At 51.6% G+C, this 24,188-nt stretch carries 16 protein-coding genes; 8 read left to right on the top strand and 8 right to left on the bottom strand.

Annotated elements, in window-relative coordinates:
• The first annotated feature begins 10 nt into the window (after nucleotides 1-10).
• Entirely contained in the window at nucleotides 11-1,732 is a 1,722-nt protein-coding gene (locus AWQ21_RS02340; protein ID WP_065713149.1) for a peptide ABC transporter substrate-binding protein, read from the top strand.
• Between the two features lie 29 nt (nucleotides 1,733-1,761).
• Here the strand turns inward: AWQ21_RS02340 and AWQ21_RS02345 are convergent, their stop codons facing one another.
• Nucleotides 1,762-3,438: a serine/threonine-protein kinase gene (locus AWQ21_RS02345; RefSeq protein ID WP_065713150.1), complete on the bottom strand. Its 1,677-nt coding sequence runs from the start codon at nucleotides 3,436-3,438 to the stop codon at nucleotides 1,762-1,764.
• A gap of 371 nt (nucleotides 3,439-3,809) precedes the next feature.
• Between AWQ21_RS02345 and pheT the strand changes: the two genes are divergently transcribed.
• The gene (pheT, locus tag AWQ21_RS02350; RefSeq protein WP_065713151.1) at nucleotides 3,810-6,239 is read left to right on the top strand and encodes a phenylalanine--tRNA ligase subunit beta; all 2,430 of its coding nucleotides are present in this window, start codon (nucleotides 3,810-3,812) and stop codon (nucleotides 6,237-6,239) included.
• Between the two features lie 41 nt (nucleotides 6,240-6,280).
• Here pheT and AWQ21_RS02355 read toward each other — a convergent pair whose 3' ends face one another.
• The gene (locus AWQ21_RS02355) at nucleotides 6,281-7,672 is read right to left on the bottom strand and encodes an NAD-dependent malic enzyme (RefSeq protein WP_065713152.1); all 1,392 of its coding nucleotides are present in this window, start codon (nucleotides 7,670-7,672) and stop codon (nucleotides 6,281-6,283) included.
• A gap of 214 nt (nucleotides 7,673-7,886) precedes the next feature.
• On the opposite strand from AWQ21_RS02355, the gene AWQ21_RS02360 reads away from it, so the two are divergent.
• Nucleotides 7,887-8,504: a Uma2 family endonuclease gene (locus tag AWQ21_RS02360; RefSeq protein WP_065713153.1), complete on the top strand. Its 618-nt coding sequence runs from the start codon at nucleotides 7,887-7,889 to the stop codon at nucleotides 8,502-8,504.
• Between the two features lie 169 nt (nucleotides 8,505-8,673).
• Nucleotides 8,674-10,080 (top strand): phosphoglucosamine mutase, encoded by a 1,407-nt coding sequence (gene glmM, locus AWQ21_RS02365; RefSeq protein ID WP_232315111.1) that lies wholly within the window; start codon nucleotides 8,674-8,676, stop codon nucleotides 10,078-10,080.
• Here glmM and recN read toward each other — a convergent pair.
• Both recN and AWQ21_RS02375 read right to left on the bottom strand, forming a co-directional pair.
• Nucleotides 10,077-11,846: a DNA repair protein RecN gene (gene recN / locus AWQ21_RS02370; RefSeq protein WP_065713155.1), complete on the bottom strand. Its 1,770-nt coding sequence runs from the start codon at nucleotides 11,844-11,846 to the stop codon at nucleotides 10,077-10,079. The genes glmM and recN overlap by 4 nt on opposite strands.
• A 38-nt stretch (nucleotides 11,847-11,884) precedes the next feature.
• Nucleotides 11,885-16,033: a CheR family methyltransferase gene (locus tag AWQ21_RS02375; protein ID WP_065713156.1), complete on the bottom strand. Its 4,149-nt coding sequence runs from the start codon at nucleotides 16,031-16,033 to the stop codon at nucleotides 11,885-11,887.
• Between the two features lie 191 nt (nucleotides 16,034-16,224).
• Here AWQ21_RS02375 and AWQ21_RS02380 point away from each other — a divergent pair, with 191 nt between their 5' ends.
• On the top strand, nucleotides 16,225-17,124 hold the full coding sequence (locus AWQ21_RS02380) for a D-hexose-6-phosphate mutarotase (protein WP_065713157.1): 900 nt from the start codon (nucleotides 16,225-16,227) through the stop codon (nucleotides 17,122-17,124).
• 31 nt (nucleotides 17,125-17,155) lie between these two features.
• On the opposite strand, the gene AWQ21_RS02385 is transcribed toward AWQ21_RS02380, so the two are convergent.
• The 3 genes from AWQ21_RS02385 to AWQ21_RS02395 all read right to left on the bottom strand — a co-directional run bounded on the left by AWQ21_RS02385 (nucleotide 17,156) and on the right by AWQ21_RS02395 (nucleotide 20,100).
• The gene (locus AWQ21_RS02385) at nucleotides 17,156-17,884 is read right to left on the bottom strand and encodes a Stp1/IreP family PP2C-type Ser/Thr phosphatase (RefSeq protein WP_065713158.1); all 729 of its coding nucleotides are present in this window, start codon (nucleotides 17,882-17,884) and stop codon (nucleotides 17,156-17,158) included.
• Between the two features lie 64 nt (nucleotides 17,885-17,948).
• Nucleotides 17,949-19,691, bottom strand: a complete 1,743-nt coding sequence (locus tag AWQ21_RS02390) for an AarF/ABC1/UbiB kinase family protein (RefSeq protein ID WP_065713159.1) — start codon at nucleotides 19,689-19,691, stop codon at nucleotides 17,949-17,951.
• A 79-nt stretch (nucleotides 19,692-19,770) separates the two neighbouring features.
• A complete protein-coding gene (locus AWQ21_RS02395) occupies nucleotides 19,771-20,100 on the bottom strand; it encodes a DUF6825 family protein (protein ID WP_030007074.1) in 330 nt (109 codons plus the stop codon).
• Nucleotides 20,101-20,262: 162 nt separating this feature from the next.
• Here AWQ21_RS02395 and leuD point away from each other — a divergent pair, with 162 nt between their 5' ends.
• The 3 genes from leuD to AWQ21_RS02410 are packed head-to-tail and all read left to right on the top strand — an operon-like array spanning nucleotide 20,263 to nucleotide 22,493.
• Nucleotides 20,263-20,856, top strand: coding sequence for a 3-isopropylmalate dehydratase small subunit (gene leuD, locus AWQ21_RS02400; RefSeq protein WP_065713160.1), 594 nt, complete (start codon nucleotides 20,263-20,265; stop codon nucleotides 20,854-20,856).
• 6 nt (nucleotides 20,857-20,862) lie between these two features.
• Nucleotides 20,863-21,240, top strand: coding sequence for a 6-carboxytetrahydropterin synthase QueD (gene queD, locus AWQ21_RS02405; RefSeq protein WP_065713161.1), 378 nt, complete (start codon nucleotides 20,863-20,865; stop codon nucleotides 21,238-21,240).
• Nucleotides 21,240-22,493, top strand: a complete 1,254-nt coding sequence (locus AWQ21_RS02410; protein ID WP_065713162.1) for an FGGY-family carbohydrate kinase — start codon at nucleotides 21,240-21,242, stop codon at nucleotides 22,491-22,493. Before queD ends, AWQ21_RS02410 begins: the two co-directional genes overlap by 1 nt.
• Here AWQ21_RS02410 and AWQ21_RS02415 read toward each other — a convergent pair.
• Complete coding sequence (locus AWQ21_RS02415) at nucleotides 22,490-24,163, bottom strand: serine/threonine-protein kinase (RefSeq protein ID WP_065713163.1); 1,674 nt, start codon at nucleotides 24,161-24,163, stop codon at nucleotides 22,490-22,492. The two genes, AWQ21_RS02410 and AWQ21_RS02415, sit on opposite strands and share 4 nt — an antisense overlap.
• Nucleotides 24,164-24,188: the final 25 nt, after the last annotated feature.

The following is a 24,188-nucleotide window of genomic DNA, read 5'->3' on the forward strand; positions in this document are numbered from 1 at the left end:
ACCCGTTACCATGCCCATCGCGAAACATTTTTTGACCCGTACCTGTTCCGTCGCCTGTCTTCTCCTTGTGGGTTGTGGTACGGCGAATAACATGGCGCCGCCGAATTCCAGCGAACCGACGTTGCTCCGACTGCTGTACTGGCAAGGGCCGACCATTTTAAATCCCCATCTTTCTACGGGTTTTAAGGACTGGGAAGCCAGCCGAATTACCCTCGAACCCCTCGCAACGTTTGATCCCGATAGCGAGTTAGTACCTGTGTTGGCGGCAGAAATTCCCAGCCTCGAAAATGGGGGTCTCAGTGCCGATGGGCGATCCGTGACCTGGAAACTTAAACCGGATTTGCGCTGGTCTGATGGTGAGCCGTTTACGGCGGCGGATGTAGTTTTCACCTACGAGTTCATTACGAACCCAGCGGCGGGGGCAACCAATGCGGGGGTCTTTCAGGGGGTAGAAACCGTAGAAGCCATTGACGAGACGACGGTTAAGGTTACTTTTAAGGATGTGACCCCTGCTTGGTTTGGGGTTTTTGTTGGGGCTGAAGGAATGATTTTACCCCGTCATAAATTTGTGGATTACCAGGGGGAACAGGCACGAACTGCTCCGGCCAATCTGTTGCCTGTAGGCACGGGGCCATACCGGGTGGTGGAATTCAAACCGGGGGATGTGGTGGTTTACGAAAAGAACCCCCATTATCGAGATGTCGAGCAATTAGGCTTTGAGCGACTGGAGCTGAAAGGGGGTGGGGATGCCACCGCTGCGGCGCGGGCTGTCCTCCAAACGGGGGAAGCAGATTTCGCCTACAATCTCCAGGTGGAAACTAAGGTTTTGACGGAACTGAGTGCGGGGGGACAGGGGCAAGTTTTAGCCAACTTTGGGTCTTTAAGTGAACGGCTGGTCTTAAACTTCACCGACCCAAATCAGGAAACACCCAGCGGCGAACGGTCGAGTTTGGCCTTTCCCCATCCTTTCTTAACGGATCGACGGGTGCGGGAGGCGATCGCCACGGCCATTGACCGCGAGACCATTGCCCAAGAGCTGTATGGTGTCACCGGGAAACCCACCAGTAATTTTGTGGTGAATCCCCCTGAGTTGGTCTCACCTAATACCAGCTATAGCTTCAACCCAGAACAGGCCAAGGCACTCCTAGACGAAGCGGGCTGGGTCGATACCAATGCAGATGGTACCCGTGATAAAGATGGCGTAGAAATGCGGTTGCTCTTCCAGACGTCTGTGAATCCGCTCCGTCAGAAAACCCAAGCAATTATTAAACAAAATTTGGCCGAAATTGGGATGGCCGTTGAACTAAAAAGCATTGACGCCAGTATTTACTTTTCCGGCGATCCGGCCAATGTGGATACCACGGAACGCTTTACGGCAGATTTGCAGATGTTTACGACGGGTAATACCAATCCCGATCCTTTACCCTATTTCAAACGCTACACCTGCGCTGAAATTCCGACCCAGGCGAACAACTGGACGGGGGATAACTATGCCCGTTATTGCAACCCCGATTATGACGAACTTTGGGCCGCGACCACCCAAGCCCTCGATCCAGCACAGCGGCAAGCTTCTTTGATTCGCCTGAATGATTTACTGATTCAAGAGATTGCGGTCATTCCCCTCATTCACCGGGCAGAAACCGCCGGGATTGGCGATCGCCTCACTGGGGTCACCCTTACGCCCTGGGATATGAACACGTGGAATATTGCCGCCTGGCGCAAGGAAGTCTAGGGAATTACCAAACGAGTCAATAATTTTCCCTAAAATAGGCCCCGCTTCCCATTCGGCATGATGGTAGCCCAGTTCGTTTTGGCTTTTTTGAGCTGTTGTTCTGTGATTTTGGCATTGCGCAGATTCGCACCACAGAGGTTAGCTCCGTCTAGCAGAGCATAGTTTAAATAGGCCTGTTCTAGGTTGGCCCCCCGCAGATCGGCTTGACTAAGGTTGGTATAGCTCAGGTAAGCCTGTTCGAGATTGGCAGACCGGAGATTCGCTTGGCGTAAGTTAGCTTTACCAAAATCAGCCCGGCTGAGATTTGCCCCCTGAAAATTAGCTTGAATCATTTGGGCTTGGTGGAAAATACACCCGGATAAATTCATACGCGGTAGGCTGAGACCCGGCAGTCGTAATTGCGCAAAATTCCGGCGACCTTGGCCATAGGCACTCAACATATCCTGGGCCGTTAACTTAGTCTCCATCGGATTGGCCATATTGGCTTTGTTCGGCTCGACCCGCATGGTTTTGCCCATGGTCGAACGGGGTTTGTTACGTCCTGCGGCCAATCGATTAATCCGTTGGGCAGAGGCAGAGGAGTGATAGGTGTTTGTCTGGGAAGGAGTGCCATAGGGTTTTTTTTGGCGATCACGTCTGGCGCGGATGGCCATGGCTAACCGAGAATTGGCCAGGGTTGAAGGCCCCCCCGTTAGTTCATCCTCGTCATCTGTTAAGGCGGTGGGGGAGACTTGTCCCCCTGTGGTGCCCGTAAAGGAGTCTGCACCACTCAAATCCGCCATGCCCTGGGCCAAGCTTTCCATGTAGGGTTCCATGTCGAGGGCATCGAGCACATCCTGGGCAGATTGATAGCGATGTTTAACGGAACTCTCTAGCATTTTGTGGAGAACGCTAGCGAGGCTATTGCTGATATTGACGTAGGACTCCCACAGCAGTTCCCCCGTTTTTGAGTCGTAGTCGAGTTCCTTGGGGGGTTTCCCGGTGAGCAGATAAAGACAGGTGATCCCCACCGCATAAATGTCACTGGCATAGACGGGGCGCATAGCCATTTGCTCTGGGGGAGCGTAGCCTGGGGTGCCAACGGCGAAGGAGGTGAGGGCCGTTTGTTCTGATGTTGAGGCGATCGCCTCGACGTTAATTTGATTTTTCACCGCACCAAAATCGATCAAGACTAATTTTTTATCTTGGTCGCGGCGAATAAGGTTTGCGGGCTTGATATCCCGGTGGATGACTTGTTGGGAGTGAATATATTGGATAACCGGCAAAACTTCACTGAGGAACTGCCGCGCGCCGGCTTCGCTAAAGGGCCCATTTTTTTTCACTTCCTGTTGCAGGTTATTGCCTTTGACATATTCCTGGACAAGGTAAAAATGATTGTTGTCTTCAAAGTAATCCAGGAGGCGGGGCACTTGAGGATGATTACCGATGCGACCGAGGGTCTCGGCCTCTCGTTCAAAAAGTTCGCGGGCCATCTGGAACAGGTGGGGCACATTGCTCGCAAGACGTAGTTGCTTGATCACGCAGGATGGTTTGCCGGGGAGGTTCAGATCTACCGCGAGGAAGGTGGCGCCAAAACCACCATGGCCTAGACTCTTGAGGGACTTATAGCGTTGACGCAGGATTAGGCTACTGCCACAGGTTCCGCAGACTCGGGCCTTGAGGGGATTTTTGGGGTTGGAACATTTGGGATTGATACAGTAGCTCATCCAGAGTCACCTTAATGGGAGAGGCGATCGCCAAGGAAAGTTGCGGTCGCCTATTTTGTTACCGTGAGCAAGCATGGCGTTGTGATCTGACGCACCAACGGGGATGACCTGTAATGGTGTGTTCACCTCAAGCTCCATCATATCCCACCACCTTAACGTACTAGGATATCGTCTTGGGGCTTGCTGGGGGTGCCCTTAGCATTCCCCAAAAGGGCGCGTTTGGGCTCAGGTCTTGGGTCTTTTTGTCTGGATCGCAAGGATCACATGTTAATGGATCGTCCATGGCGATCGCCCCTAATATTTTCCCCGGTAAAGGGAGGGAAACGTTTAAAATAAACTCCTTGAAACTAGTGTAATGCCCCAAAAAGTCAATGCGGATTTCCCTGAATTGGTTAAAAGAGTTTGTTGAGATCACCCTGTCGCCAGAAGAATTGGCCAAAACCCTAACCATTGCTGGGTTTGAAGTAGAAGAAATCGAAGATCGCCGCCGCCTAGCCGATGGTGTCGTTGTCGGTAAAGTTGTAAGCCGTGAACCCCATCCCGACGCCGACAAACTCAGTGTCTGTCAAGTCGATATTGGTGCAGACGAACTTTCAACCATTGTCTGTGGGGCAAAAAATGTCCGGGCCGATATCTTTGTGCCCGTCGCCACCCTAGGCACCTATTTACCCACCATTGACCTCAAACTAAAACCCACCAAACTCCGGGGCGTCAAATCCTCCGGGATGATCTGCTCCCTCTCCGAATTGGGCTTAGAAAAAGACTCTGAAGGCATTCACATTTTTAAACAATCAGACCTAAAACCGGGGATGGATGTGCGCCCCCTCCTGGGTTTAGATGATGTGGTTTTAGATTTAACCGCCACCGCAAACCGTGCCGATGCCCTGAGCATGGTCGGGGTGGCGCGGGAAGTAGCGGCCCTCACTGGGGTAGATGTCAAACTCCCAGAAATTCCGGCCATGGGTGCCGCCCCAGAGACATTGACCATCACCGTGGCTGATCCTGTCGCCTGTCCGGCTTATCTCGGTACGGTAATCGAAGGTGTGAAGACGGCCCCCTCCCCCGATTGGCTAAAATTCCGGCTCCAAGCGGCTGGCACTCGCCCGATTAATAATGTTGTTGATATCACCAACTATGTGCTCCTTGAATGGGGGCAGCCCCTCCATGCCTTTGACCGGGAACGCCTCATCCAGGTGGCGGGATCTGAAACCGTTGCCCTTGGGGTGCGGTTTGCAAAAACAGGAGAAGTTTTGACGACCCTTGATGGTCAAGAGCGCAAGTTAGTTGAGAAAAATTTGGTGATCACCGCCAATGATGTCCCTGTCGCTTTAGCTGGGGTAATGGGGGGTGAAAGTACCGAAGTGCATAGTGGCACCCAGAACATTGTTTTAGAAGCAGCTCTCTTTGAACCAGTTACTATTCGGCGGTCTTCCCGGGCCGTGGGTCTGCGGAGTGAATCTTCGACTCGCTATGAACGGGGTGTCAACCAAGTGGAATTAGACCGGGCGGCCCAACGGGCGATCGCCCTCCTCCAAGAACTCACCGGGGGGACTGTGGTGCAGCGTGGCCTCACTGACACCCGGCCCGATTCCAACGCCCGACCCAAAATCCCGCTGCGTTTACAACGACTCCACGAAGTCCTCGGTCATGTCCACAAGAACGGCCAAATTTTTGACGTGCCCCTCGCCGATGTGGAACGCATTTTAGCTGACCTCGGTTGTACCCTCGAATCCACAGGGGAAGGGGTCTGGGAAGTGGCTGTGCCCCCCTACCGTTATCGCGATTTAGAGCGCGAAATTGATCTCATCGAAGAAGTAGCCCGCCTCTATGGCTATGACAATTTTTGTGATACTTTGCCGAGTCAATCCGCCGCTGGTTTCTTGTCCCCCGCCGAAAAAGTCAATCGTCAATTGCGGAGCAGCTTCCGGGCGATTGGCCTGACCGAAGTGGTTCATTACTCCCTGGTTAAGCCAGAACTTGCTGACATTAAACTTAGCAATCCTCTGTTTGTGGAATATTCTGCCCTCCGAAAAGAACTGCTCACAGGGTTAATTGAAGCCTTTGCTTACAACCAATCTCAAGGCAATGGCGCCCTCAACGCCTTTGAACTGGGCCGCGTTTTTTGGCTAGACGACAACGAAAACTATGCTGAAGTCGATTATCTAGCGGGAATTCTGGGGGGCAATCTCAATCCCGATGGTAGCTGGGCCGTCGGTGGTAAAGGTCAGCCGATGTCTTGGTATGAAGCCAAGGGATTCCTCGATGCAGCCTTTCGACAACTGGGCTTAGAGGTCAGCTATCGGGCGGATACGAGCAACGAAAAATTGCATCCTGGACGGACAGCTTCTCTCTGGCTTCAGGGGCGTCAACTGGGGATTTTCGGACAACTGCACCCCCAACTACGCCAGGAAAAAGATTTGATCGATGCGGTGTATGTATTTGAACTTAAACTCGAGCTGCTACAAACGGTACTGAGTCGTCCGTCCCAACAGGTGCCTATTTTCAAAGCCTTTTCCACTTACCCCGCAGTCACCCGTGACTTGGCTTTCTTTGCGCCCCTCGAAACGTCCGTGGCCGACCTAGAGCAGGCCATGCAAAAAACAGCGAAAAAACTGTTAGCTGGGGTGGAACTCTTTGATGAATATCGCGGTGAGCACGCCCCTGAAGGTCAGCGCAGTTTGGCTTTTAGCCTGCAATATCGGGCCACGGATAAAACCCTAACGGACGAAGAGATTGATCCAGTGCACCAAAAGGTGCGGGATGCCCTGGTCAAACAGTTTGCGGTAACCCTCAGAAGCTAACCTCCTCTGCCCCAGAATTCTCCCCTGAAGGGAGAATTCTGTTAGCGGCGGGCGACACCATCTTGGCGGGCAGCTTGACCCACAGCGGCGGAAACGGCGGCAGCGACCCGTTGATCGAAAACTGAGGGAATAATATGTTCTCGATCTAGTTGGGCAGGACTGACCAAAGAGGCGATCGCCTGGGCTGCTTGGAGGCACATATTGGTGGTGATGCTGGAGGCACGACAATCGAGGGCGCCCCGGAATACCCCCGGAAAGGCGAGGACATTATTGATCTGGTTCGGGTAATCGCTCCGGCCAGTGGCCACCACCGCGACTTTATCCATGATCAGTTCTGGTTGAATTTCTGGGATCGGGTTGGCCATCGCAAAGACGATTGGGTCTTTCGCCATAGAAACCACCATGTCAGGGGTCACCACACCGGGCGCACTCACCCCAAGGAAAATATCCGCGTTTTTCATCGCATCGGCGAGGGTGCCAGCAGCGGCAACGGCAAATTCCTGTTTTTCGGGGGTGAGATTTTCCCGCTGGCTGGAAATAATCCCCTTAGAGTCACACATCCAAATATCCGTTGCCCCCGCTTGGCGGAGCAATTTGGCGATCGCCACCCCCGCAGCCCCCGCCCCATTGATCACAATCTTCACGGCTTGGAGATCTTTTTTAACTAACTTCAGAGCATTAAACAGCGCCGCCAGGGAAACGATCGCTGTGCCGTGCTGATCATCGTGGAAGATGGGAATATCGGTTTCTGCCTTCAGCCGTTGTTCAATTTCAAAACAGCGGGGCGCGGCAATATCTTCTAAATTCACGCCGCCAAATACCGGGGCGAGATATTTCACCGTGCGGACAATTTCATCAACATCCTGGGTCGCGAGGCAGATGGGAAACGCATTCACCCCAGCAAACTCCTTAAAGAGCATTGCTTTCCCTTCCATTACGGGCATTGCTGCCTCTGGCCCCAAATTTCCCAACCCCAAAACAGCGCTGCCATCGGTGACGATCGCCACCATATTGCTTTTCACGGTCAAGTCATAGACCTGTTCCGGTTTTTCGGCGATCGCCTTACACACACGACCCACCCCCGGCGTATAGGCCATGGCCAGATCCGACTGCACCGTCAGGGGAATACGGCTTTCAACGGTGATCTTGCCCCCCTGGTGGATCGCAAAGGTGCGGTCTAAAACCTTCAGGATTTCAATCTCTGGCACCGCTTTCACCGCTTCAACGATGTCCCCAGCGTGCTTTTCACTGGAGGCATCCACGGTGATGTTGCGGATTAAAAACTTCAGATCCCGTTCTACCAATTCAATATTGCCGAGGCTGCCCCCCACATTGGCGATCGCCTGGGTCACATTGGCCAAAGTGCCCGCCCGGTTGGGAATGCGTAGCTGGATCGTGACACTGTAACTGGGGTTCGGGGTGAGGGCAACCATAGAATTTGCGTTAAGTTTTACTTGTTGAAAAAACGAGAAGAGGAAAAATTCCCATCTCATTTAACCCTACTTTTCCCCTTTGCTAAAGTATTGCAGCCAACGAAATGTACTGGGGCGATCGCCTTTTACAGATGTTTTCTCGCTGGGCTTCGAGGGGCAGAGCAATAGATTCTTGGCACAATGGAAGAGTAAGTTACATCTTTCAAATTCAATCATGGTCGCCCTCACCTCAGATCAGTACCTCAGTCCCGAAAAATATTTAGAGTTTGAAAAACATAGCGAGATCAAACATGAGTACATCGATGGAGAAATCTATGCGATGGCCGGTGCGAGCAATGTCCACAACAAAATCAACACTAACCTTTTGGTTGCTCTCAGCCTTAAACTCCGGGGTTCTAGTTGCCAACCCTATAGCAGTGATATGAAAGTGCGAGTTCAGGGGGGACGGCGCTTTTTTTACCCTGATTTGCTCGTGAGCTGCAATCCAGAAATCGACGACTTGACAGCCTATGCGATGGATCACCCACGGTTAATCATTGAGATTCTCTCCGAATCGACAGAAGGCTTTGACCGGGGCGATAAGTTTAAGTTTTACCGCACGATCTCCAGCTTGCAAGAATACATTTTAGTCAGTACAACTCATTACTCGGTAGACTGCTTTCGGCGTAGCGAAGGGAAGCTCTGGATTTTAGAAAGTTATCAGGGCCGAGACGCAATCCTCAAGCTGCAATCTTTGGACTTGGAAATTCCCCTAGCGGAGATTTACGCCACAGTAAATTTGCCTGAAACTGATCCAGAGTTTACTCCAGAGCCAGATTTGCCCGATGCATAAATGAAAGCCTCATCACAAGTTTTTGAATCAGACACCATTGATACTAATCCCTGATAGAAAGCGCCCCAAAGTGGTCAGGACGAATAATCACTGATATCGTTGTGTCTGTATGTTGTGAGGATAAAAACCCATGATGATCATGCCAGAGGAAGGACATCCCCTGAGTCGTATGTTGGCGAACTATCCGCCCCAAGCCCTACGGTGTGATTTGCCCGCAGGTTCATTATTTGGGACTGACGGGATTCGGGGTAAAGCAGGCGATCTGCTTACGGCTCCCTTTGCGCTCCAAGTTGGCTACTGGGCTGGACAAGTGCTCCAGGAAACTGCCGCCCGGCGTGCCCCCGTGATCATTGGGCAAGATTCTCGCAACTCCAGTGATATGTTAGCGATGGCGATCGCCGCTGGTTTAACTGCTTCTGGGTTAGAAGTCTGGCATGTGGGCCTTTGTCCGACCCCCTGTGTTTCTCACCTCGCCCGCAGCACAGACGCCATTGGGGGAATTATGATTTCCGCCAGCCACAATCCCCCCGAAGATAATGGCATTAAGTTTTTTAGTGACGCTGGGACAAAACTCCTCAAGGATCTCAGTGCCAAGATTGAAGCGGGTCTGCGGGGCGATCGCCCAGAGAATATTTTGTTGCAAACCAATAACTGTGGCTCTTACCAACACCAAAAAGAACTGACCCAGCAATACCGGGATGCCGTTTTCGCGACGCTGCCCCAAGGTTTATCCCTCGATGGTCTCAAGGTGGTACTCGATTTGGCCTGGGGTGCTTCTGTGCATTTGGCCCCTGAACTCTTCCAAGCCCTCGGTGCAGACGTAATCGCCCTACACCACCAACCGGATGGAAACAAGATTAATGTTAACTGCGGTTCTACTCACATCGATCACCTCCAAGCCGCTGTGCAATTCCACAACGCGGATCTCGGCTTTGCCTTTGATGGGGACGCAGATCGCGTAATTGCTGTAGATAACACAGGCCGCATTGTTGATGGGGACTACACTCTCTATCTCTGGGGTAAGCAACTCCAGGCCGCGGGTGAACTGCCGGAAAATTTGATCGTCGGTACGGTCATGGCGAACCTCGGCTTTGAGCGGGCCTGGGAAAAATTAGGTGGTCAACTCCTCCGTACTCCTGTGGGAGATCAACACGTCCAAGCGGCAATGTGGCAGACAGGCGCAATGCTCGGTGGTGAACAGTCGGGCCATATCCTGTGCCACCACCACAGCGTTTCTGGGGATGGCATCCAAACAGCGCTCCACTTAGCGGCCCTTGTGCAGGAAGCGGGCGTTCCCCTCAGTGAATTGATTGACCAGAGTTTCCAGACCTATCCTCAACTGCTCAAAAATGTGCGGGTCGAAGATCGCGATCGCCGTTTAAATTGGCAGAACTGTGATGTGCTCCAAGCGGAAATTGATAAAGCCGAAACCGCCATGGGCGATAAAGGACGGGTGCTAGTGCGGGCTTCGGGGACAGAGCCTGTCATTCGGGTGATGGTTGAGGCCGAGGAACAGTATCTTGCGGAATATTGGACGCAACACTTGGTCAATGTGGTGCAAATCCATTTGGGCTAGGCTTTAGTGGTTTTTATCAAGCCTTCCTTGAGGGTTTGGGCCTGGGCTAAGAGGGATTCGGCAAAGGAAATGGCATCGTCTGCGGCGTGACCACCGGTTAACTGGGCTAATTCGTCCCGGCGGTTGTGGTGGTGCTGTAGGGATTCTACGGTGACAAGGGTGCGATCGCCTGTGCGATTTTTTGTCTGGGCTTGCACCTGCTTTGTGACGCGGAAATGTCCATCGGCCATGGCGGCGATTAAGGGTTGGTGGGTGACGCAAAGCACCTGATGATACTGGCTGAGGTGATGGAGCTTGGTGGCGATCGCCTGGGCCACTTTTCCCGAAACCCCCGCATCAATTTCATCAAACACCAACGTTTTCGGCGTCGTCTGCTGCTGGGTGAAACAGGCTTTTAGGGCGAGCAGAAAGCGGCTCATTTCCCCACCGGAGGCAATTTCGGCCAGGGGTTGGGCCACTTCCCCAGGATTTGGGCTGAAATAAAATGTGACTTGATCGGCCCCGGTGGCGGTAGGCGAAATGGGAGTGAGGCGACATTCAAAACTCACCTTTTCCATGGCCAGGGGCTTAAGTTCTTTAACAAGTCGTTTTTCTAATTTTTGGGCCGCTTTTTGGCGCAATTGGGTCAATGTGTAGCACTGATCTTCTAGGGCTTGGTATTTCAATCCACAGTCTTGTTCTAGGGCTTCAATGGATTGATCCGTCGCGGTGAGGACATCTAGCTCCCCCTGGAGTTTGTCCCGGTAGGCGATCGCCTCGGTGAGGGTCGGGCCATACTTGCGGCAAATTTGCTTCAGCACGCGAATCCGTTCGGCAATGTCAGCTAATTGTTCTGGATCGGCTTCGAGGTTGTTGCCATAGGTACTGATTTGGTGGCCTGCTTCGACGACTTCTGTGAGGGCATTGCGCACCATCTCCAGAATGCCCGTCAACTGCGCGTCATAGTCCGCCATTTCTTTGAGCACGTTCTCGGCATCCCCCAAAAGATCGGCCACCGCTGGGGTTTCGGGGTCGTCATTTTGGTACAAAATCTGGTGCGCCTGGTAACTGAGCTGTTGTAATTCCACTACATGGGAGAGGCGATCGCCTTCCTGTTGCAATGCTTCTAGCTCCTCATGATCCTCTAAATGGGCGTCACAAAGCTCCTGGAGTTGATATTGCAATAAATCTAGCCGTTGTAGTCGTTCTTGCTCTGAAGTGCGCCGACTTTCGAGCAATTGCTTTGCTTTGAGATAAATTTGATAGGCAGAAGTCACAAGCTGCCGCTGCTGTTGCACCTGGGAGCCACCGTAGCTATCTAATAGAATCCGTTGCCGTTCAGGAATCAAGAGTTCGACCGTTTGGCCCTGGGCGGTAATTTCCACCAGTTGCGCCCTCAGTTCTGCCATCAAACCCTGGTTGAGAATAATCCCGTTAACACGACTGCGCGATCGCAAACCAGTGCGGGTTAGGCTCAACTCCCGACTGCAGACCACCGTTTCATCCTCTAGCAGATCAATGTCTTGACTCCGTAACCATTGCTTGGCGCTGGGAGTGAGGTTAAATGTCGCCTCAATAAAAGCCCGTTCTCCGGTGGCATCCCCTTGATCATTTTTTGCCCGAATTAACCGCGCCGTTGCTTTTCCCCCCAGGGCAAGATCCAGGGCATCGAGGATAATCGATTTTCCGGCTCCCGTTTCGCCGGTCAAAACCATCAGCCCCGCCTGTAAATCGAGTTCTAGGTGATCAATCAACGCAAAATTTTCAATGCGGAGGCAACATAGCATAAATGGTTTGAGGAAAGAAAAGTCATTCGCTGTTTATCTTAGCCTAGCCACTTGCGGAGCATTTCAATAAATTTCTGGATATCTAGGGGCTTGATTAAACAGTCGTTCATCCCTGCATCAAGGCAGGCTTGGCGATCACTTTCCATGGCATTGGCTGTAATGGCAACAATGGGAACGGCCTGGTATTGGCGGCCCGCTTCCCCAGCGCGAATTCTTTGGGTTGCCTCATACCCATCCATGCCGGGCATCATGCAATCCATCAGGATTAGCTCAACGGGATTGGCGGGAGCGGTATTTCTCAAATAGTCTAAACACTCTATCCCACTAGAAACTATCTGAAACTCCAGATCATAGAGAGCGGCAATCTCGTGGACAACGATTTGATTCATACGGTTGTCTTCGACCAGGAGTAAATGGCGATCGCCTAACGTGGTTGCCGTAGTCCTAAAATCATCAACTGCCCCCGGTGCTGTGCTGATTGTGCTGGTGCTGCCAGTTCCTGTCTCTGGCGTCTCTACTCCCGTCAATGCCGCCCATAATTCCAAAGGGCTAATCGGTTTCGTGAGGCACCGGGTTGCTGGGAGTTGTCGTAAATGGGCCTGGGCCTCAATGCGATCAATGGCCGTCGCAACCAAATATACTATTCCTTCGTGGCGCGGATCCTGTTGTAGCCTCTGAATCAAAGTCTGTCCTGCCATATCCGGCAGAAACTCATCCATAACGATGAAATCAAAAGGAGGTGCAGTAGATTGCGGTTCTAACTCGAGAGACGTGGCCCATCGTTCTAAGGCGATCGCCCCATCCGGTGCCACAACCACCGCCGCCCCCCACTGGGTCAATTGCTCCCGGAGTACTTGTTGATGACTCGCATGACCACTGATCAAAAGAATATTAGTCTGCCCCGGTAACTGCCGAGACTGAGGTGCCCGTTCACTGGGTTGCACCAACGCTGTAAAGGTAAAGTGACTCCCCCGATTTAGCTCACTTTCTACCTGAATTGTTCCTCCCATCAAGCCACATAATTTTTTGCTAATGGTCAGACCTAAACCCGTACCGCCGTATTCCCGCGTCGTACCACCATCGGCCTGGGTAAACTCCGTAAACAATGTCCTAATTTGTTCCGGCGCAATGCCAATGCCTTGATCACTGACTGATCCCGTCAGCAACAATGCTTCCCCCTGGGGCTGTAGCGTCGCTGAAATGGTAATCTCGCCCTGCTGGGTGAACTTGATGGCATTATTGAGTAAATTGATGAAAATTTGCTGGAGTCTAATGGCGTCTCCCTTGATCCAGGGCGTTTGCAGACCCGTGAGATCCAAAATCAGTTGCAGGTTCTTTTGCTCGGCCTCTAGGGCTAGGGGTTTTACTAAGGCCTCAAACATTTCATAGAGGTTAAACTCTCGGCTATCGATGATGAGTTTGCCTGCCTCAATTTTTGAATAGTCTAAAATATCGTTGATCACGTTCAACAGCATGTTAGCGCTGGATTGGGCAATGCGTAGTTCCGCCCGTTGTTCTTCTGTGAGCACGCTAGACTCTAGAACTTGCAACATCCCCAGTACCCCATTAATGGGGGTGCGAATCTCGTGACTCATGGTCGCTAAAAAAGCACTCTTGGCCCGGACAGCCTGTTCTGCCTTTTCCTTGGCTAAGAGGAGGGCCTGTTCTGTTTGCTTGAGTTGGTTGATCACAATCAATGTCAATACAACGCCGTCGACACTATTGTCTTCTCGGCGATAGGGCAAAATTCTTAGCAAAAGTTGGTCATCATTTTTTTGATTGACGACCTCTATATCTTTAGTCGTGTCTTGGGTCGCCACCTGTTCAATGAGGGCCATCAAGTTATCAATATTTAAGTGGTTGACCAGCTCCGATAGGGGACGACCCACATCAGTATTCCGAAAGTTGAAAACCTCTATGGCAGCGGGGGTGAATTTACGGATATTAAGGTCTTTATCTAGGAAAATAACGCCGATATTCGTACTCCGCAAAAGGTTATCAATATCTGCACTTAATTCTGTGAGTTGCTTGATGCGTTCTTGGTTTTCTGTATTGACGGTGTAGAGTTCTTCGTTAACGGATTGAAGCTCTTCATTGGTGCTTTGGAGTTCTTCGTTGGCGGCGAGGGCTTCTTCGTTGGTGGCCTGTTGTTCTTCGTTGGCGGTTTCGAGTTTTTCGATGGTGGCTTGGAGATTTTCGCGCGTCTGCTGTAGTTCGAATTCTAATTCTCGCACCCGTTGGGACAGGTCAATGCTGGGATTGTATTCTGCGCCGGCGATCGCCTTTTGGGAGATTTGCTCCGTGGTACTCACCAACTCCAACAGCACGATCAGCATTTTGTTGATGCTGGAATCTTCCGTAAAACCTACCCACAGGTCAACGATGTAACCTTCTAGTTCTTGCACCTGGATATTGTTGTACAAAACAGGTTCTTGGCTACGTTTGGCTCGGTAGAGGGCAGTGCTGAGGGGCAGTCTTAAAGAAGGGAGAACGATATCTAAAATATTGACATTGATTTCCCCCAGGGGAAATTCCAAAAGATGGGCCGTATTGAGAAAAATATGGAGGGCTTGGTAGTTTTGATCGATTAGGACACAGGTCGTCGAGAGGGTCCCAAAACGGAGCTTAAAAACAGAACTCAAACAGCGGTCATATTGGGATTGATTACTTTTGCTAGAGCGGGGAATGGCAATAGATTGCACCACCGAGGGCTGAATCAAAGGGCTGATGGGGAGGTTGATATCCTGACGTTTTTGGTAGATTTTCCAGATGGAATTGATAACTTGAAAGGTATAGTCGAGGCTCCCTAAATTTTCGGACGGGCCAAGCAATAAAATCCCCTGGGGAGTCAAGGAAAAATGCAACAGTTTAAGCACTTGTTCCTGGAGGGACGGTTGCAGATAAATCAGCATATTCCGACAGCTGACCAGGTGCATTTGAGAAAAACCTGGATTGCGGGTCAGGTCATGGGACGCAAAAATGACCTGGGATCGAATAAATTTTTTAATTGTATAACCGTCACCATCCTGGATGAAGTATTCCTCTAAGTATTCGGCACTCACTTCGTTACAGATGTTTTGGCTGTAGTGGCCATGGGACGCAATAATCAGAGCTTCTTGGTCGATGTCGGTGGCAAATAATTTTACGGGACAGAAGTGCTGCATCGTCTTCATCACTTCATGAACGGCGATCGCCATGGAATAGGCTTCCTCCCCCGTAGAACAAGCAGCTACCCAGATACGCAGCGGTTGATCTGGTTCCAAGCCATTGATCAGGGTCGGTAAAACCTCTGTTTTGAGTAACTCCCACACCTCTGGATCCCGGAAAAAACGTGTCGAACCAATCAGCAGATCCTGGCGGAGATTCTTGACTTCTCCTGGCGTTGTCTGCAAATAGCGAATGTATTGTTCGACGCTGTTGGCATGGGAGAGCAGAAGACGATGGACGATGCGCCGTTGCAAAGTACCGGGTTTATAGCGGCAAAAATCAATATCTTCATAGGTCCGCAGAATATCTAAAATTTGTGTCAGTTGTTGCGGTGAAAGAATCGAATTGTTGTTCAGATTATCGTTGCTCTGGAGGGCTTGGGAAGAGGTGTACCGAATAATGTCGCACACCGCCAGGGCCAGATCCGCCGGAGACAAAATTTCATCAATTAGCCCTGAACTCAGGGGACTCGTGGGCATCGCACCAAACTGAGCCGTTTCTTCGGATTGCACCAGAGCCACCCCCCCGGCGCGACTAATCGCTTTTAAGCCCTCGGTGCCATCGCGGCCTGTACCAGATAGCAAAATACCGATGGTGCGATCGCCTCTTTCCTGGGCCAGACTGAGGAAAAAATGATCAATGGGGTAGTTAGAGTGATGGTTGAGGTTGGGTTCGAGGATGAGATGCTGGCCCTGTAAGCTCACCATAAAGCCAACGGGGAGCACATAAACTTGGTTAAGGCTGAGGACAGTCTGAGCTTCAATGGCAGAAACTTGCAAAGCAGTCCGACGCTGGAGCAATTCAACCATCATGCTCCGAAAATTTGGAGATAAATGCTGCAGCACCACAAAGGCCGCCCCAGGATTGGGTGGTAGATTTGCGAAGAAAGCTTCTAGGGCCTGTAGGCCACCAGCAGAGGCACCAATTCCGACAACAAAATGGGAAGTAGAAAATTCATTGCTCGGAGGGAATTGTGCCATGGGGAAATTTTTTGGGGGAGAAATCTTAACCCCAGCATAGATTTTAAAATTTAAAACTACAAAATTTTATTAATATATCGAACTAAAGGCATATTTCTATAAATCTCAAATTTCAATCGTAATACGAAACCAGATAAAAATTGTCTCGGATACAATGAAGCAAAATTTTTCACACCAAGCTAGCATAAATTATGGATTCTAATCAGTTAAATCGAGACAATAGTATTCCGCCTCAGTTATCTTTTGGCGATCGCCAACCGGGTTTTCCCGTGATCAAGATTAACAATGCGTTCGCCACGGCAGAAATTTCCCTCTATGGAGGGCAAGTGTTGTCTTTTCAACCCAAAAAAGCCCAGGCCGATCTCTTATTTTTAAGCGATCGCAGTACCTATCAATTGGGCAAAGCGATTCGGGGGGGGATTCCCATCTGTTGGCCTTGGTTTGGGGCAGATCCCGCCAGATTAGGACGAGCCAACCATGGTTTTGGGCGCGATCGCCTCTGGACTGTTCGAAACACTGAAACCCTGGAGAACGGCGCAACCCGCGTTGCTTTAAGTTTGCAGGACGACGAAGCGACCCGCAAAATTTGGAATTATGCATTCGAAGTGGCGATCGCCATCACCGTGGGCGAAACCCTCGACCTCGAACTGACAAGCCATAACCGCGACCAGCGACCGATGACCATTACCCAAGCTCTCCATACCTATTTCACCGTAGGCGATATTCAGCAAGTGAAAGTGCTGGGTCTGGCGGGCCTTGATTACATTGATAAAGTAGACAGCGCCCAACAAAAATCACAAATTGGCGAAGTCACTATTCAGGGGGAAGTAGACCGCATTTATCAAAATACCGCCCCGAAGCTGTTCATTGACGATCCTAGTCTTGAGCGCAAAATTGAGGTTTGTAGCCGAAACAGTACCACGACCATCGTCTGGAATCCTGGCATGGAGAAAACTGCAACCATGGGTGATCTTTCTCCGGACGCCTATCAACAATTTCTCTGTGTTGAAACGGCCAATGCTGCCGCCGAGAGTATCACCCTCGCTCCCGGCGAACGCTATACCCTCGGTGTTACTTACCGATTGTTGTGAGTTATAGATTATGGGCCGAGGAAAATTTGGGCTAGTCGGCTTCAACCTGCACCAACACCACGGTTACATTATCGGAACCACCATTATCTTTAGCCGTTTCAATTAAAGCCGCTGCTGCCTGGTCGAGGTCATCATTCGCGCTCAGAATAAATTGAATCTCTGAATCGTCTACTTCTTCGGTCAGTCCATCGCTACACAACAACAGGCGATCGCCACCGTTAATGTCTAAAGGGGCTAGGTCAATTAAACTCAAGTCCTTACGACCCAAACATTGGGAAAGGACATGACGCCAGGGATGCACCTTCGCCTGTTCTGCCGTAATATCCCCCGACTGCACCGCCTGGGAGACCCAGGTATGGTCTCCGGTCACTTGAATGAGAGTATCTCCCCGGAAACTATAGAGGCGAGAATCTCCCACATGGGCGCGCCAAGCATGATCACCCCGAAATAGCACTATCACCGCCGTGGTGCCCATGTCTTGACGGGCTGGATTGTCGAGTTGGTCCGCGAGGATCGCTTCATTGGCTTTGGTGAGGGCCGTTTCTAGGAGCGCCTCCGAGCTTTCTGGACTTTCCCAGTTGACGTCTAAATATTTCTGGATGGTTTCTACGGCAATTCGGCTAGCCTCTTCTCCCCCGGCGTGTCCTCCCATGCCATCGGCAACGATGAAAAATCGCCCGTCGGGATCACAATAGTAGGAGTCTTGGTTAGCGGAGCGCACCAACCCGGGATCAGTTTGCCCCGTAAAGCGACATTTCATAAGCATGGTTTCGGGAAAAGAGCTGGAAAAGTAGCGTACTAGATTAGAACTTATCTAAATTTAGCTAAAATTTGCGGTCGTAGCGATCTAGTTTTTTAAGGAGACGCCATAATGCCCAACCAGGCACCAAGGCGATCGCCCCCACTACAGCCGTCGGAATGAATGAGCCATTCACAAATAACAGCGTAGCAGACAAAATCAGCGCACAAAAAATCAACGTATAATTCGTCGCCAGTTGCATTCCCCCCAATTTGCGGAGCAGTCGGTCAGACTCCTGGGCCCGCACCCGGATGCGAATATCTCCCCGGTCTAGTTTGTCGATGGTGTCTTCAATGCGCCGTGGTAGACCAAAGGTGGAGGTGCTCAGTTGCGCCGCCTGGCGTCCTAACTGGTCAATAATGTTGCTGCCACTGGGTAAATTTTCACTCATAACCTGGAGGGCGAAGGGTTGGGCCACCGCCATAAAGTTAAACTCTGGATCAAGACCTTTGCCAACCCCTTCTAAGGTAGAAAAAGCACGCATCACAAAGGTAAAGGTTGCCGGAAACCGGAAGGGCTGGTCGTAGGCAATTTCGTAAAGGTCATCACTAATCGCCGTAATCGATTGGGCCTCAAAGGGCTTGTCCATAAAATTATCCAACATGAATTGGATCGAACGGCGTACCGGTGCCAGGTCTCCAGTTGCTTCCAAGGCCCCTAGGGTAACCAGGGAGTTCATTACCCGATCGGCATTCTTTTCCGTAATCCCCAGCATCGTTTCCATGAGGCCAGCTTTGACATTGGCCTTGATTTCCCCCATCATCCCAAAATCATAGAAAATGAGCGACCCATCGGGACTCACCGCCAGATTACCGGGGTGGGGATCGGCATGGAAGAAACCATCATTCAACAATTGTTGCAGATAGGCCCGGGCGCTGAGTTTGGCCAATTTTTTGCGCTCTAGGCCCGCCGCTTCCAGGGCTTCGTAATGGCTAATTTTAATGCCCGGCACATATTCTAAGGTCAACACCCGTGGCGAGGCATAACGCCAGTAGACCTTCGGCACTTTCACCCAGTCTATTCCCCGGAAATTACGCCGGAAAGTATCGGCACTGCGCCCTTCCTGGAGATAATCCACCTCCTGCCAAAGGATACGACAACATTCGGCATAAATCCCAAGCCAGTCGCGGTTTTTGCCCCAACGGGGGTGGTTTTGGAAATACCAGGCAATTTTTTTGAGGATTGCTAAATCAATGGTAAAAAGCTGTTTCAGGCCCGGCCGCTGGACTTTGACCACCACTTCTTCACCGCTGTGGAGTTGGGCTTTGTGGACTTGGCCGAGGCTCGCCGCCGCGAGGGGCACTGGGTCGAAGCTGCGAAACAGGACATTAATCGGTTTGCCGAGGTCTGCTTCGATAATTTGCTTGGTTTGTTCGTAGGAAAAGGCTGGTACGCGATCCTGGAGCTTAGACAGTTCGTGGACGTATGCTTCAGGAAACAGATCGGCGCGGGTGGAAAAGAGTTGACCAACTTTAATGAAAGTAGGCCCCAATTCGAGGAGGCTATCTTTGATCCACTGGGCTTGGATTTTTTGCCGGGCGGCGAGTTTTTCTTCGGTAAAACCACCGGCATAGGTCCATTTCTTGCCGTTACGGATCAGTTTAAAGATCAGGGTGAGCACGAACACCCAAATGTCGAACCGTCGCCGATTTTTGGAGTAGTTCCCACGGTTCCAGCGATAGGTAGATTTAGCCCGCTCTAGGCGCGGTGCTGGGATAGCGTTGGGATTAGAGACCCTGGAATTGGCTTGGGAAGACAGAGCAGACACAAAAAATTTGCCTATGGAAATGGGTTTACGGAAGAAAAAAACGTGGTACGACTAGGGCGATCGCCTTGGGAGAAAAAACTTAATTTTGGGTATCGCGATATTGCTTGAGTTCCGCTTTGAGGCTCGCAATTTCTGCCCGGAGATTGTCGATCATTTCCTGGAGGTCAGCGGGGCGATCGTCGCCATCAATGTCGATAGTAATGGGGCGGCTAGAATTACCTTGATTAGCCGCTTCCCGTTCGGCGCGGGCCTGGACTTCTTGGGCAAACTCTTGAAACCATTGATTGCGTTCGGCATCGAATTTACCGAGATCGCTGAGTAGATCCGTCAAACTATCTTCTACCCTCTCTTTGAGGACTTCTGCAAAGGCGCGGCCATAGGCCAGGGCTTGGAGGACGGGGTTGTTCATGGGACGCAACATTTCTTAATGGCTTTCGTAACAGATTATATCTATTAAACGAGGTTTCGTCTTTTGGCGATCGCCCCTGGGGTTCCCTTGCCACCGCTGAAATTGCTCCAGGAAAGTATGCTAAATTAGCAATCTCCCACTGGTCACCGATTCAAACGAGATATGAGCAGCGAAATCAAGCAAGTTTCTGGCACAGGGATCCCGCTCCGGGGCAACGACATCGACACAGACCGCATCATTCCCGCACGGTTCCTCAAGTGTGTGACCTTCGATGGCCTTGGGGAACAAGCTTTTGCAGATGATCGCCAACAACTAGACGGCCAGCATCCCTTTGATTTAGCCCAGTATCAAGGCGCGAATATCCTCGTGATTAATGGTAACTTTGGCTGCGGTTCTTCGCGGGAACATGCTCCCCAGGCCCTTTTGAAATGGGGAATTGAGGCCATTGTCGGCGAAAGTTTTGCGGAAATTTTCTTTGGGAACTGCCTCGCCAACGGCGTCCCCTGTGTGACGGCGGATCGGGCCACTGTAGAAGCGTTACAAAGTCAGTTAGAGGCCAACCCCCAGGCGGCCACCAGCGTAGATCTAGAAAATTTGACGGTATCCTGCGGTGATTGGTCAGGCCAGATCACGCTCGGGGAAGGCGCTAGACAAGCATTACTCGCTGGCACTTGGGATAGTTGCGGTCAATTGGTGGCCAACCAAGCGGAGATTGCCACAACGGCGACAAAATTGCCTTACCTTGCATGGGCTTAAACCGTTATGGCCCAATGGGAACTCTATAAAGAATTTCGCTTTGAGGCAGCCCACCAACTGCCCCACCACGATGGCAAATGTGCTCGTCTCCATGGCCATAGTTGGGTCATGCGAGTTTATCTGCGGGGCGATCGCCTCCAGGAAACCGGGCCGAAACAAGGAATGCTTTTCGATTTCGGTGAAATTAAAAAATATGTCCAACCCCTCTTGGATCAATACCTCGATCACTACCATTTAAACGATTCCCTGGGGATGGAAAGTCCCACCAGCGAGGCGATCGCCCAATGGATTTACGGCGAGCTTAAAAAAGCCAATTTGCCAGGGTTAGCGGCGGTAGAAATTAAAGAGACCTGTACCGCAGGTTGCATCTACACCGAAGACTAATGACCGCATTGTTCTCCCTGGGCATTGATTTCGGCACTTCCGGGGCACGGGCGATCGCCATTACGGAACATCGTGAAATTGTCCAGACCGTTACGGTTCATTCCCTAGAACAAACGCCCCAGGGCTGGCGTGAGGCGCTCTGGCATTTACTCGCGGCATTCAATCGGGAGATTCGTCAAAATCTCCAGGCGATCGCCATTAATGGCACCTCCGGGACGGTCTTACTCTGTGATGACGACGGCAAGCCCTGTACAGAAGCCCTGCTTTATAACGATGACCGGGGCAAAACCGTTTTGCCAATGCTGCAAACCCTGGCCCCGCCCCAACATCTCGTGCAATCGGCCACGTCTAGCCTCGCCAAATTACTCTGGTTTGAATCCCAGGATTTGACTACCCCAGCTAGCTATTTTCTCCACCAGGCGGATTGGCTAAGTGGCCTGCTCCACGGCAACTTTGGCCAAAGCGATTATCACAATGCGTTGAAACTCGGCTATGACGTCGAAAATTTACGTTATCCCCCTTGGTTACAACGGTACCCTCTGTTTGATTTATTGCCCCAGGTGCAAACGCCCGGTGGTGGCAAACAGAACATTTTAGCGACCATTGCCCAGCGGTTTGGCATTAATCCCCATTGTCAAATTTGTGCCGGAACCACCGATAGCATTGCCGCCTTTATCGCCAGTGGAGCCTCTGAGGTTGGGGAGGCGGTGACGTCCCTCGGTTCAACCTTGGTATTGAAATTGCTCGGCGATCGCCCCGTTCAGGATCTTGCGGCTGGGGTTTATAGTCATCGCTTCGGGCATCTTTGGTTGAGCGGTGGTGCATCTAATACAGGAGGGGCTGTCCTGAAACATTATTTCGACGCAACCCAATTGCAAGACCTCAGTGTTTCCATCGACCCTACCGCAGACAGTGGTTTAGATTATTATCCTCTACTTAAACCGGGCGATCGCTTTCCGTTCAATGATCCCAACTTACCGCCGCGCCTCACTCCCCGTCCGACAAAGCCGAGACAATTCCTCCAGGGACTCTTAGAAGGGATAGCTCGCATTGAGGCCCAGGGTTATCGTCGATTAGAAGATTTAGGTTCCCCTCGAGTAGAAAGGGTATTTACAGCAGGGGGCGGTGCCCAAAATCCAGTATGGACAAAAATCCGTGCCCGTTACCTCAGTTGTCCTGTGCTCATTTCGCCCCAACCGGACGCCGCCTATGGCACTGCTCTCCTCGCCCAACGGGGGCTACTCAGGATCTAATCGTGAAAATCAGGCGACCAAACACCAACATAAAGGCGATCGCTGTCGTTGCGTTTAATTTGACCTCGATGATTGCTGGTGGTGAAAGATTGAGAACTACTATTGCGGTTATAGACGCTAGCCACAGCTTGGCTCACCTCCGGGGGCACACCTTCGGGTAAAAGACCACTGAGGGTTTGTTGGATCACGCTGAGGTCAGTTCCCACCGGAAACGTAATTTCTGTTTGGGCCAGGGTGCCCGTCGTGTTGTCAACAATGTAGCCGAGGCTGACATTCGCCGGGCCATAGTTGCGATACAAAATTGCTGTACTATCGCCCCAAAATCCAGGCCGTTGATCGGTGGGGGGCACGGAAATAATTTGGGGAATGGCGGCACCGGGAGTGCCCACGGGAATTAAAGGTATTTCTCCGGGGCTGGGAGTCGGTTCTGGGGAGGGTTCTGGCTCCGGCTCCGGCTCTGGAATGGGTTCGGGTTCTGGCTCTGGAGTGGGTTCAGGTGCCGGCTCCGGTTCTGGCTCCGGGGTCGGTTCCGGTAGGGGAGTATCAATAACAGGCGGATTACTCTCTGTATTTAGGGCTGGATCTTCGGGGAAGGTTTGGGGTTCAGGCGATCGCCCAACGAGGGCAAAGGTCAACCAAATCCCGGCACTGATGCCGATGCCGCTAAACAAAACCGTGAGAATCGCCAAACGCCAACAGCCACCATTTTCCGTTTCCTGGGGTTGGGGGGCGGTGGTGCTTGTCGGTAAAGTGGTGCTGCGTCTTGCCACAGCTGGCGACCCCACAACCCGGGTGGCAGTGGTTTGATTGCCATTGACAACTGGGGCCGGCGCCGCCGCAGTTCCCCCTGCATTGCGGAGAGCGTTTAACATTGCTTGGGCCGTGGGAAAGCGATCGCGGGGATGAAATTTTACGGCCTTAGCAATCACTTGACCCAGGGGCGTTTGCAAATAGGGAAAATCCTGCTGCCAAATCAGTTCTCCCGTTTGGGGATCATTGGGAAACTGTTGGGGAGATTGGCCGGTGAGGAGAAAAATCGCCGTAAATCCTAGGCCATACAAATCGCTGGAATAGACGGGACGCCCGGTGCCCTGTTCGGGGGCCATGTAGCCGGGGGTGCCGATCGCCACGGAGACGGGCTGGCTCAAGTCCAGGTGAATGGCGGTGGTAAGGGCTTCTTTAACGGCCCCAAAGTCAATTAAAACGGGTTTGCGATCGCTGCTGCGCAGAATAATATTTTCTGGCTTAATGTCCCGGTGAATGATGTATTGGTCATGGACTAATTGGAGGACGGGTAACAAGTCCAGCAAAATTTGTTGTACCTGGAGCGGGCTTAGGCTGCCCTGCTGCTTAACGATGTCCTGGAGGGTCAGCCCATCGATCCATTCTTGCACCAAATAAAATCGTCCCTGCTCCTCAAAGTAGGCGTAGAGCTTGGGGATTTGGTTATGTTTTTCCCCTAGGCCTTCGAGGATGGCGGCTTCCCGCTGAAAGCGCCGCTGCATCTCCTGGACAGTTTGGGGACTGGTGGCCTGTACCTTGAGGGATTTCAGTACACATTGCCGTTGGGAGGGCAGTTGTAGGTCTTTCACCAAAAAGGTATCCCCAAATCCACCCTGTCCGAGGGTCTTCACGATTTGGTAACGGCCATTGATCAAGGAAGATTGCATAGGGATTTGGTTGCGAAAAGGCGTG

Origin of the sequence: Picosynechococcus sp. PCC 7003 (assembly GCF_001693255.1) — a bacterium.
Taxonomy (GTDB): domain Bacteria; phylum Cyanobacteriota; class Cyanobacteriia; order Cyanobacteriales; family MRBY01; genus MRBY01.